Source organism: Leptolyngbya sp. O-77 (assembly GCF_001548395.1).
GTDB lineage: Bacteria > Cyanobacteriota > Cyanobacteriia > Elainellales > Elainellaceae > Thermoleptolyngbya.
This window is the reverse complement of sequence record NZ_AP017367.1, coordinates 1526238-1537891: the sequence shown is the minus strand read 5'-3', so window position 1 is coordinate 1537891 and position 11654 is coordinate 1526238. Positions and strand designations below refer to the sequence as shown.

Annotated in this window: 9 protein-coding genes and 1 tRNA gene; 8 read left to right on the top strand and 2 right to left on the bottom strand. The window is 59.7% G+C overall.

Going from position 1 to position 11654, the window contains the following annotated elements; all coding sequences use genetic code 11:
• The first annotated feature begins 15 nt into the window (after positions 1-15).
• The 8 genes from O77CONTIG1_RS06545 (at position 16) to O77CONTIG1_RS06510 (ending at position 9377) form a co-directional block, all read left to right on the top strand.
• On the top strand, positions 16-375 hold the full coding sequence (locus O77CONTIG1_RS06545) for a VOC family protein (protein WP_068509059.1): 360 nt from the start codon (positions 16-18) through the stop codon (positions 373-375).
• A 36-nt stretch (positions 376-411) separates the two neighbouring features.
• Complete coding sequence (locus O77CONTIG1_RS06540; protein WP_068509057.1) at positions 412-1272, top strand: urease accessory protein UreD; 861 nt, start codon at positions 412-414, stop codon at positions 1270-1272.
• Positions 1273-1330: 58 nt separating this feature from the next.
• A complete protein-coding gene (locus O77CONTIG1_RS06535) occupies positions 1331-1939 on the top strand; it encodes a ComEC/Rec2 family competence protein (protein WP_084782286.1) in 609 nt (202 codons plus the stop codon).
• 148 nt (positions 1940-2087) lie between these two features.
• The gene (locus tag O77CONTIG1_RS06530; protein WP_068509053.1) at positions 2088-3758 is read left to right on the top strand and encodes a ComEC/Rec2 family competence protein; all 1671 of its coding nucleotides are present in this window, start codon (positions 2088-2090) and stop codon (positions 3756-3758) included.
• Positions 3759-3794: 36 nt separating this feature from the next.
• Positions 3795-3881 (top strand) — tRNA-Ser (locus O77CONTIG1_RS06525).
• A gap of 136 nt (positions 3882-4017) precedes the next feature.
• The gene (locus tag O77CONTIG1_RS06520; protein ID WP_068509050.1) at positions 4018-5133 is read left to right on the top strand and encodes a spermidine/putrescine ABC transporter substrate-binding protein; all 1116 of its coding nucleotides are present in this window, start codon (positions 4018-4020) and stop codon (positions 5131-5133) included.
• 56 nt (positions 5134-5189) lie between these two features.
• Entirely contained in the window at positions 5190-6275 is a 1086-nt protein-coding gene (locus tag O77CONTIG1_RS06515) for a YdcF family protein (RefSeq protein ID WP_156434995.1), read from the top strand.
• A 99-nt stretch (positions 6276-6374) separates the two neighbouring features.
• Positions 6375-9377, top strand: coding sequence for a CHAT domain-containing protein (locus O77CONTIG1_RS06510; protein WP_197673338.1), 3003 nt, complete (start codon positions 6375-6377; stop codon positions 9375-9377).
• 64 nt (positions 9378-9441) lie between these two features.
• On the opposite strand, the gene O77CONTIG1_RS06505 is transcribed toward O77CONTIG1_RS06510, so the two are convergent.
• Both O77CONTIG1_RS06505 and O77CONTIG1_RS06500 read right to left on the bottom strand, forming a co-directional pair.
• Positions 9442-10236: a hypothetical protein gene (locus O77CONTIG1_RS06505; protein ID WP_156434993.1), complete on the bottom strand. Its 795-nt coding sequence runs from the start codon at positions 10234-10236 to the stop codon at positions 9442-9444.
• Between the two features lie 69 nt (positions 10237-10305).
• Positions 10306-10992, bottom strand: coding sequence for a pentapeptide repeat-containing protein (locus O77CONTIG1_RS06500; RefSeq protein ID WP_225894702.1), 687 nt, complete (start codon positions 10990-10992; stop codon positions 10306-10308).
• Positions 10993-11654: the final 662 nt, after the last annotated feature.

Genomic DNA, 11654 nt, shown 5'->3' with positions numbered 1-11654 from the left:
TCGCGAATTGCCCCTATGCTGACCCGATTCTTGCACGCGGCGCTGTTGGTGTCGGATTTAGATAAAGCAGAACAGTTCTATGGCACCGTGCTGGGATTGACCAAAATCGATCGCCCTCTGAAATATCCCGGAGCCTGGTATCAGCTAGGCGAGGTGCAGATTCACCTGATGGTCGATCCGCGCACTCAGGTTTTGCTGACGGAGGCGGAAAAGTGGGGCCGGAATCCCCATTTGGCGATCGCCACCCCTGACCTGGATGCCATGAAAACGCGGCTGGTTGAACAGGGCTACCCTGTGCAAATGAGCGCGTCGGGTCGCCCCGCCCTGTTCACTCGCGACCCCGATGGGAATGTGCTGGAGATTGGGCAGGCTTGAGGAAGCGGTGGCGACAGCATGATGGAGTGACGGTGGATGGGGGCGGACGGGCCGGGCTGGCAGGGGCGATTAGAACTGGAATTTGTGGCGCGGGCGGGCGGAACGCGACTTGGGCGAAGTTTTGTGCAGGCTCCGATGAAGGTGCAGCGGCCGTTTTTCCCGGAGGGCGATCGCGTCTGTCATGTGGTGACGCTGCACACGGCGGGCGGCGTGGTGGGGGGCGATCGCCTCTCGACTCAAGTTCATCTGGCGCAAAACGCGCACGCGCTGACCACCACCGCCACCGCTGGCAAGATTTACCGCAGCAATGGCCAGGTCGCTGAGCAGATGACCCACCTCCGCGTTGCAGCGGGCGGCTGTTTAGAATGGCTGCCTCAGGAAACCATCGTGTTCGACGGAGCCGACTATCGGCAGCGGCTGCGGGTAGATCTAGACGAAGACGCGCTGTGGCTGGGTTGGGAAATCACCCGGCTGGGACGCACGGCGCGGGGCGAAGGGTTTGCCAGCGGCCAATGGCGATCGCACACAGAGGTCTGGCAAGACGGAACGCTGCTCTGGGTCGATCCGCAGCAGATCCTCGGCGGTGCTGCCCCGCTGAGCAGTCCCCCACGGGCTGAACGATTACCCCCGTCGTCGCCAGTTTCGCTATCCTTGGCCAGCCAGTCGCCCAACTTTTCTGCCGACCTTCTCCCCCAAACCTGCCAATTCATCCCCACCGTAGCTTCCTCTAGCCCCCTCCCATCCCTTCAATACGCCGCTACCCGCCTCCAATCCGGCCTCCTCTATCGCTATCGCGGCCATTCCACCCTAGAGGTCCGCCGCTGGTTTATCCAGATCTGGCATCTGCTGCGGCCGGCGCTGGTCAATCGGCCCGGATATCTTCCCCGCGTCTGGTAATCGCGCATCTGGTAATCGCGCATCTGGTAATCGGGCATCTGGTAATCGGGCAAACCCGATGGGAATACTGCTGTTCATCAGGGTGTATCAAACAGCAAAATTTATGAGCGCAGCGGGCGGTGTAATGCTGTGCCTAGCCTATGGGCTGGGCCTGCTTTTGACCGGGGTTTCGGTGCAGGTATGGGGCATCTCAGTGGGGGGCGATCGCCCTTCCGGTGTTGGGGATTGCTGGCAGGGGCGATCGCGCCTCGCCCTCTGGCGGACGGGGCCTTCCGCCAAGGTCTGGATGGTAGCGGGATGGGTCGGACTGTTGGCAGCGTTTTACTTTCAGGTGCGCCTGCCCAAACCTGCGGAAACGGATATCAGCGCTCTGCTAAGCAACCCCGACGCAGCAGCCGAGCAGACTAACTTAGCCGTAACGGTGCATGGCTTCATCGACTCGCCCCCGCGACAAACCCGCAGCAGCAAGCTCCAGCTTGAGTTAGTGCCGTTTCGGGTGCAGCAAGTGGACGAAGCCGAACAGCCCATTCGCGCTGCGGCAGTGTCTGGGCGGCTGTATGTGACGCTGCCGCTAAAGCTCAAGGAAGATCTGCATCCAGGACAGATGCTTACGGTGTCGGGGTCGCTGTATCGCCCCAAGCCTGCCAGGAACCCCCGGCGGCTTTGATTTTCGGGCAATACTTGGCGCAGCGCGGTATGTTTGCGGGACTAGCGGGTAAAACCGTTGATTTTTCCCGCAACGGAGGGGCGATTTCGGGAACAGTGGACGTGGGGGGCGATCGCTCTCCTCCCGGCTCCAGCAAACACTCTGGCAGGTGCGGCAGCGCATCGTGCGATCGCAGGCAGCAGGCCTATCCGTTAAGGATCAAAACGGGCAGCCCGATCCGCGACCAGGCGCACTCGTCAGCGCCATGCTACTGGGCAAAGGCGGTGTAGATGTTCCCTTCGAGTTGCGTGATAGCTTTGCGAATGCAGGACTGGCTCACGCGCTGGCAGCATCGGGCTTTCAGGTGTCGCTGCTGATTGGCATCATGCTCAGCCTGACGCGATCGCTCCCCTCTCAGGTCAGCTTTTTTCTTTCCACGGCCCTACTGCTGGGCTACATCGGGCTGACCGGGCTAGAGCCGTCGGTGGCGCGGGCGGGCGTGATGGGTCTGGCGGTGCTGGTGGCAATCACGCTGGGGCGCAAGGTCAACCCGCTCCACTCGCTGCTGCTGGCGGCGACGCTGCTGCTGCTGGTGAATCCGATCTGGATTTGGGATTTGGGCTTTCAGCTCAGCGTGCTGGCGACGCTGGGGCTGCTGGTGACAGCGCCGGTGCTGACAAAATGGCTGGACTGGCTGCCCAGCGCGATCGCCCCGCTGGTGGCCGTGCCCCTCGCCGCCTTTGTGTGGACGATTCCGCTGCAACTGCACGTCTTTGGCGTGGTGTCGCCCTACAGCCTGGTGCTAAATATCCTGACTGCGCCGCTGATTACGGGCATCAGCCTGGGCAGTGGCCTCAGTGCGCTGGCGGCGCTGGTCTTGCCCGTGGGGGGCAGCGCGATCGCCCAGTTGCTCCTGTGGCCGACCCAGCTTTTGATGGCGCTGGTGGAATTTGCCAACCAGCTTCCAGGCAGTGCCTACGCAGCAGGGACGATCGCGCCTAGTCAGGTGATGGCGCTGTATGCCATCTATCTGCTGGTGTGGGGCGTAGCGGGGCTGCATCGGCGCTGGTGGCTGGCGGCGATCGTGTGTCTTGGGCTGGTGGCCATTCCGACGGGGGCGGCGGTGATGTCGCGGCTGGCGGTGACCGTGCTAGACACGTCCGACGAGCCGATGCTGATCGTGCAACACCGCAGCCGCGTGGGGCTAATTGGCAACCTCAGCCCAGAGGACGCGCAGTTTACCGTGCTGCCCTTTCTGCGACAGCAGGGGGTAAACCGGGTGACTTGGGCGATCGCCCCCGACCTCACCACTTGCCATACCGAAGGCTGGATGCAACTCGTACAGCACATCCCAGTCCAGTCGTTTTACTTTGCTCCTGGCGCTTGCCCAGCCCCGAAAAACTCAACCCTTCCCGACAAGCAGCACCTGATTCAGCAAATCCAGGTGCGGGGCGGGCAGATTCATCCGCTGCCGCTGAATCAGGCGATGCAGCTTGGCGATGTTGCCGTGCGAAAGGTGAGTCAGGAACCCCTGGCGCTGCGGTTTCAAATTGATGACCAGATCTGGCTGCTGATACGCGGGCTGCGAACCGCTTCCCTGGAACCCTTGCTGCCGCAACTGGCAACCCTGACGACTGTGCTGTGGTGGGACGGGGGAAAGCTAGATGCCCAGGCGCTCAGCACGATCCGCCCCCAGCAGGCGATCGCCACTCGTCCGCCCAACGACACTGCCGAAGCCTGGTTCAGCGCCCAGGCCATTCCCCTGCATGTGGTCGCTCAGCAGGGCGCAATTCAGTGGACTCCAAAAACCGGGTTTCGGGCGATCGCCCCCGTCGATTAGCGCCGTTCGTCCTGTAAAATACGATAATGCCCCTTTGGAGAGGTGGCAGAGTGGTTGAATGCGCTTGACTCGAAATCAAGTTTGGGGTCACACCCAACGGGGGTTCGAATCCCCCCCTCTCCGTTCTACTTTAGGTTGCCCGGTCGATTCAGATTGCCGTGTCAAGGTGTAGCGCTGGCTACACAATGTCGCTTTTGCGTCAGAACTGGGGATAATTGGGAAAGTTCTCATCTCCATCCCAGACCCCAATCCCTGACCTATGACTCAGCCCAATCGGCCAACTGCTCCGTTTAGCCGCAAAACCCGTCGGCAGTTTCTTCAGGGGGCAGGCGCGGCCCTGTCAGCCGTGGCGCTGGCAAGCTGTCGGGGCGGCTATAGCAACGTACAGGTCGGCGCGGGCGGCAGCGATACGCTGCGGATTTACACCTGGTCAAACTATATTGACGACGAGCTACTGAGCCAGTTTCAGGAGCAGACAGGCGTGCGGGCGATCGCCGACGTATTCGACTCCAACGAAACCATGCTGGCGAAGGTGCAGGCCGGCGGCGGCAACGAGTACAGCATCATCTACCCCTCCGACTATATGGTGGAGCAGATGAAGGAACTCAACCTGCTGGCAGAACTGGACAAAACCAAAATCACCGGAGCCGAAAACCTGCTGCCCCAGTTCCAAGACCCGCCCTACGACCCCGGCAACCAATTCAGCATTCCCGCCGTGTGGGGCACGACCGGCCTGGTTTACAACCGCACCCAGCTCAACCCCTCGCCGCAGGACTGGGACTATCTCTGGGAGAATCAGAGCAAGCTGGCGCGACGGGTGACGCTGTTTAACGACGTGCGTGAGGTGATGGGCGCAACGCTGAAGTCGCTGGGCTATTCCTACAACTCCACCAACCCAAAGGAACTGGAGGCGGCGTTCCGGCAGTTGCAAAAGCTCAAGCCTGCGATCGCCAACTTTACGACCGACGGCTGGCGCGATCAGATGCTCACGGGCGACCTGGCGATCGCCATGGCCTATTCCTCCGACGCGCTCCAGGTGTCCGAAGAAAATCCCGATATCCAATACCTGATTCCCGCCAGCGGCTCCTCCCTGTGGACCGATACGATAGTGATTCCGGCGGCTGCGCCCAACCCCGAGGCGGCCTATGCCTGGATTAACTTCTTGCTGGAGCCAGATGTGCTGGCACAGGCATCGGAGCGGCTGAGGTTCGCTACGGCAAACCAGGCGGCGATCGACCTATTGCCCAACGCCCTCAAGTCCAATCCCAACCTGTATCCCGACCAGGCGGCGCTGCAAAAATGTGAGCGCATTTCCCCCATCGGCGACGCAACGGAACTCTACGACCAGTATTGGACGCAGCTCACCAGCCTATAGCCCCAAGAAACCCGTCACCGGGTGGGCGATCGCGCATTACACTGGACTAGACCGTTTTGCCCCCCGGCATCGACCTCCAGCGGGCGACCCGTCAACCATGCCTGTCAACCATGTTTGAACTGCTCACCCGAATTCTGCTCTGGCTGCTGATTGGCACGATCCTCTGGTACGTGTTCAGCAAGTTCATTCCCAGGGTCTATTTGACGTGGCTGGGCGGCATCATCCTATTTGCCTTCGTCATCCTGGCGTTTATCGACCCCACTAACAGCACCGTGGGCACCGTCTGGAGCGTGTTGTCGCTGCCACTGAAACCGCTGGGGCTGGTGTTCTTCTTGCTGTTGAGTTCGCTGAAAAAAGGGGCCAAAAGCGTGGACGGTAATCTAGTGCTGGCGGCGGTGCTGGTGCTGCTGCTGACGAGTACGCCGATTGTGGCCTACTGGCTGACTTCGCAGGCAGCCCGCACCCTAGCCTACAGCCCGACGGTGCAGCGGCCAGTGGACTTTAACCCAGCATCGGTCAAGGCGATCGTGGTGTTGGGCGACAGCAATGACCCGGCCGATCCGGCCTATCGCAGCCGCACCCAGGTTAGCAGCGATCGCGACGGGTTTACCAATGTGCTGGCCTCGCGGCTGTTCTTTGCGGCTCGCGTCTATCGCGGTGAATTGGAGCAGGGTCGGAACCCGCTGGTCATCGTCAGCCTGGGGTCGCAACTGGGACTGAATGCATCGGAGGAAGCGCGGGCGATCGCCATCCAGACCGTGCAGGGCATTTTGACCAGTGCGGGCGTGCAGGGCGATCGCATCGTGATCGACACCGAAGGGACCGATCTCTACAGCAACGCGGTAGCCATCGAGCGTATCTTGACCCCGCTGGGCTACCAAAAAGAAACCGACAGCCTGCTGCTAGTGGTGCCCTTGCTCAACGTCAGCCGCGCCCGCGCTACCTTTGCCAGCCGCGGCCTGCGAACCCTGGGCCTGCCCACTGACCAATTCCTGTTTCAACTGGACGATCGCCGCCTGATTGCCAGCGTAGCTGACCTCGTTCCCAACGTAGACGCACTGGCGCTGACGACCCGCGTGGTAGATGAATATCTGTCTTCGGTCTACTACTTTATGCGCGGCTGGCTAGTCAGCCCGATTTAGCAGCGCTTCACGAATCTTCTCCTGGAGGGGACTGCGGCCAGGCAAGAATCTGGCGAAAATCTAGAGTACACTCAGTCCAACTTGCAGGGCGAAGGGACGATGGGCCAGAGCCGTCGATGGAGACAAGCGCGTTTCACTGCCGAACTCCGGCAGCAGTTTGAGGCGATTGGGCAATGTTACTCAGCAACACTTACGCAATATTGCTCCGCAACGCTGGCACGACTGCCCCGCCCCAGTTCCCACCGCGTCTTCTATCGCCACAGAACCCGGCAATGGGCCACGGCGCTGCTCCTGGGGCTAATGCTGGCACTGGGTTTGGCCTATTCTGCCACAGGCACGCCTCCAGCCAATTTGCCCCCATCGCCAGCACTCCACACCGCTTCCATCCATCCCGCGACCGTCCAGCCAGAGAGCTTAAGCACCGAGCAATTTTCTGGATTTCTAGCGCAGCCCCCATCCACATTCCCCTTTCGTTCTTCGTTCTTCGTTCTTCGTTCTTCCCAAGCCCTGCCCCCAGACGACCCGCAGTCCGCCCGATTGCTCTACGAAGCGGGTCGCTATCGAGAGGCGATCGCCCAGTTAGAAACCCAGCTTATCGACTATCGGCAGACGGGCGATCGCCTCCGCGAAGGGTTGACGCTGGCAAACCTGTCGCTAGCACATCAGCAGCTTGGGGAATGGGCGGCGGCAGAACGGCACATGACTGAAGCAGTGCAACTGCTGAATTCCCTCCCGCCGCGCACCCAACCCGTGCAGCGGGCACAGGCGCAGGCATTGACCATTTTGGGGCGGCTCCAATTTGCACGGGGGCAGGCAGATACGGCGCTAGAGTCCTGGGAGCGGGCCACAGCGTTGTTTCAGCAGGTGGGCGACCTGGCCGCCATCGACACGCAGATGAACCAGGCGCAGGCGCTGCGATCGCTGGGGCTATATCGGCGGGCGATCGCCCAGCTTGCTGCCATCGACCAGCAGTTGACTGCTGTACCCGATTCCCTGACCAAGGCGCAAGTGTTGCGGACGCTGGGGGATGCTCAGCGCGTGGCGGGCGATCTAGACGCGGCCCGTCAAGCCCTGGAGCAGAGCCGCAGCATTGTCGCCGCGCTGTACGCCCAGTCGCCCACGCCCGCCACCCAGGAGGCGATCGCCGCCATTACGCTCAGCTTGGCGAACCTAGGCCGGGCCAGGGCGATCGCCGCGCTGGGCCAGGCCGGCATGACCCCTACAGAGGCGGTGCGGCGAGTGAATACACCCTTATCAGACAATCGCGCTCGGCGGGCCTACGAACAGCATCAGCAGCGCATCGCCACCACCTTTTTGCAGCAGATGGAAACCGTGCTGAGGCTGTATACCGAGGCTGCCCAATTGTCCCCCTCAGCAGAATTGCGGCTTCAGGCGGCGCTGAACCAGCTGAGCCTGCTGGTGGAAACTGCCCAGTGGGAGCAGGCGCGATCGCACTACTCGGCAATTCAGCAGCAACTCGACCTCTTGCCCCCCAGTCGGCCGACGCTGTTCAGCCAGATTGAGCTGGCGCAGCTTTTGACAACCCTGTCCCAAGCCAGCGGTGGAGAGCCAGATCTAGAGGCGATCGCCCGTCGCTTGTCCAAAACGGTGCAGCAGGCGAGGGAAGTGGGCGACTTGCGGGCAGAGTCCTTTGCCCTGGGCAGCTTGGGGCATCTTTACGAACAAACAGGACAATGGCGCGAAGCCCAAACCCTCACTCAGCAGGCGCTCAACCTGGCGCAGCAAATCGCCGCCGCCGATGTTGCCTATCGCTGGCAGTGGCAACTGGGGCGACTGCTGCTGGTGCAAGGCGACAGAACGGGGGCGATCGCTGCCTACCGCCAGTCCGTGCAAAGCCTGCAAGCGATTCGGGGTGACCTGGTAGCGATTGACCGAGACGTGCAGTTTTCCTTCCGCGAGAGCGTGGAGCCAGTCTATCGCCAGTTGGCTGACCTGCTGCTCGATCCGCAGAATCCAACCCCCGACCTGGAGCGGCTGGTGCAGGCGCGGGACGTGATCGAGGGGCTGCAAGTGGCAGAACTCGACAACTTCTTTCGAGAAGCCTGCCTGGATACGCAGTTTCAGCTAGACCGGGTGGTGGATTCGTCTACGCTGCCCGCCGCCGTGCTGTATACCATTGTCCTGCCCGACCGGATTGAAGTCATCCTGAAGCAGCCCCAGCAGCCCCTCCGCCGCTACACCACGCCCGTCGCCCAAGAAACCGTCGAGCGCGTGTCCGAAGACCTGTTGCGAGAATTGCGCGATCGCGCTTACCCCTCCCCAGAAGGACTGGCCCTGTCCCAGCAGGTCTACGACTGGCTGATTCGCCCCATTGCAGACCAGTTAACCGAAAACCAGACGCTTGTTTTCGTGCTAGACGGGGCGCTACGCAACGTGCCGATGGCAGCCCTGCACGACGGTCGCCAGTATTTGATCGAACACTACAGCGTGGCGCTGGCCCCCGGTCTGCAACTGCCCGACCCGCGCCCGCTCCAGCAGCGTCAGTTTCGCGCCCTAATGGCCGGGCTGACGGAAGCACGAGACAATTTTCCTGCCCTGCCCAATGTAGAAAAGGAGCTAGAGGAAATCCAGAAAACCCTGCCCAGTCGCATGCTGCTCAACACAAGCTTTACCCAGCAAAATTTCCAGAATTCTCTAAGCGCCGCACCCGCCTCGATTGTCCACGTCGCAACCCACGGCGAGTTTAGCTCCAACGCCGCCGACACCTTCATCCTGGCGTGGGATAGCCGAGTCAATGTGAAAGACCTCAGCAGCCTGCTGCAAGTCCAGGAGCTAGACAGCCCAGAACCGATTGAACTGCTGGTGTTGAGCGCCTGCCGCACCGCCGAGGGCGATCGCCGCGCCACCCTGGGCCTTGCGGGAGTAGCCGTTCGCGCTGGGGCCCGCAGCACCATCGCCTCGCTCTGGAGCGTAGACGACGAAGCCGGAGCTGACCTGATGATCGAGTTCTATCACCAACTGACGCGCAGCCCTATCTCCAAAGCCGAAGCCCTGCGCCAGGCCCAGCTGAGCCTGCTGCGGGCAAACTACGACGCGCCCCGCTTCTGGGCATCCTACGTGCTGCTGGGCAACTGGCTTTAGCTAAACGAGCAGACCAAAATCGGCAACCCAAAATCCAAAATCTAAAATCCAAAATCCGACACCCTCACCACAAAAATTCCTCGCGGCGCATCGGGGCATCCGTCTGTCGTTCTGTCGGCTGTTCTAGCACGTAGGGATTGGGCGGCTCACTGGGCATCAAATAGCGCTCACCCCAGCCGCCATTCAGGTCTTCGGGACGACGAGCAGGCGGACTGGTGCGGTCGGTGGGTAGAGCAACGGGCTGCACTTGCTGCACCTGCACATATTGTTGCCCGTCCGCTGCGGTGTAGAGATGTTTGCCGCTGATTGCAAGCCTTTTGTTGCGAAGCTGCCGTTCCAGCGCAGGTAGTGGTTCGACTTTGCCCACTGGGTTCAGCGTTGCCAAAAAGACCACGTCCTGGCTGGGTTCCAGATTGAGCCGCAGGGCTGCTTGCTCAAATTGCCACGATTCCTGGTAGCGACCGTCCTCCGCAACCTGCCAAAGGTTAAGCTGAGCCTGCCATTGACCATTGGTCACGGTGGTCGTCTGATAGGCCAGGATAGAATAGCTGGGCTTCGCCTCGGAGGAGAGACTGGACGATTGAGTTGGCTCTAGATAGCGAACAGCGGCGATCGCCAGTCGAGCATGATCAGGAAGATTAGTTGTACCAGCGATCGCGTACACACCGGAACCCTCTGACGACACGCTGAGTTGCAGATCAATATCATTTCGAGAACCCAGCGAAAACTGTCCCGGCTGACAGAAGCGAGATAAGAGTAAGACTGCTGCCAACACCGCGCCAGCCTGTAGAAACTGTCGAGCAGTGCGATGGTTTAGCGAACGCAGCCGACCTCGTAGCGGTGATATAGAAATTAACATGATAACTCAGCTAAACAGAATATATCTGGTGTCTGTTTCAATCCGGTTTTCGCAAGATCAATAAGGCATTTAGTAGGGCACTGTGCCCTGATAAGTTCTGCCGTTGGGCATGATGGCAAACTCTAGCTGGGCGTTGCTGAGGTTCGCGCCCTGAAGATTGGCATCCAGGAAGTTGGCGTAGCGCAGATCGGAATCGCTTAGGTCGGCGATCGCCAGATTTGCCCGGCTCAGCAATGCGCCGTAGAGACTGGTCTGCCTCAGGTTGGCTCGTTCCATGCGACTGTCTGTCAGGTTGGCGGCCCGCATCTCAGCTCCGGTCAGCGTTGCCTGCTGCAAGTCTGCTTCTTCCAGCGTAGCGTGCATCATCTGAGCGTTCCGAAAGTTGGTGCGATTCAGTACCGCGCCTTGCAAATCTGCACCCTGAAGATTGGCGCTTTGCAGACTGGCATCAGTCAAATTGGACTGAGCCAGTTGAGCGTTGATTAACTTGGTGTTGTCAAACCGGGTGGCCGTCAGGTTTGCCTCTCGCAGGTCAACCCGGCTCAGGTCGAGTCCGCTTAGGTCAGCACCGCTCAAGTTGCAGCGGGGACACTTGCGCGTCTGCTTCAGGCGCTCTAGATTGCCCCCCTGCACTCGCTGAGCCAGAGAAACTGTTTTGGAAACTCCTATCCTAGATGGCTCTGGGCGAGCAAAGCCCGACAGGAATGCTCGGAGTCCAGGAATACCTAGAATGGCTGCCGTAGTTCCCAAAATCATCACGATCAGTAAGCTAAATCTTGTCTTCATAAGGCTAGAACATGGGGGGCGATCGCCACTTTTTCGGAACAACGCCTGTGAACAAGGACGGTATCTTGCGACTCTCAATACGTCGTGTAAATTAAGCAACTTATCTCAGGAGAGCATCAAATCTATTCGCAGACAAAGCTGTGCCTCCCCATCATAGATCTCCATTAATGTTTAATTGTTTAATAGCTTTTTCAACTCAAGAGCCTTAGATCCGGAAAGTGGATTGACTGCAAATTGAGCGTTTTAAGCAGGCAGAACCATAGTTTAACCGGAAGCTTTTAATCAAGATTTAGCAAAGATTGAGTAATTGATCATCTAGTTTTTATGCTGCTGTTTTTCTTGTAAAGATTGGCTAACTCAACCATCAAAAACAGTCATTGTGCTGAGCTAATTACTACACTACGCTTAGCAACATGCTTAGTTAGACCCCAGCGTTGCAGCAGTGCGATGTTAGATTTTCAGCCGTATACAGCATTTTCTTGCGGGGTGAGGCACACGCTGCCCTCACGAGGCAAGGGCTTATTGACCATCCGTGTGCCTCACTAGCTTCAAAAATGCTGTAGCTGATTGTCGATATAGCCAAAGCCACTGCATTCCTGAGCAAGAAAGCGAAAAATCTCTGTCGATAAATT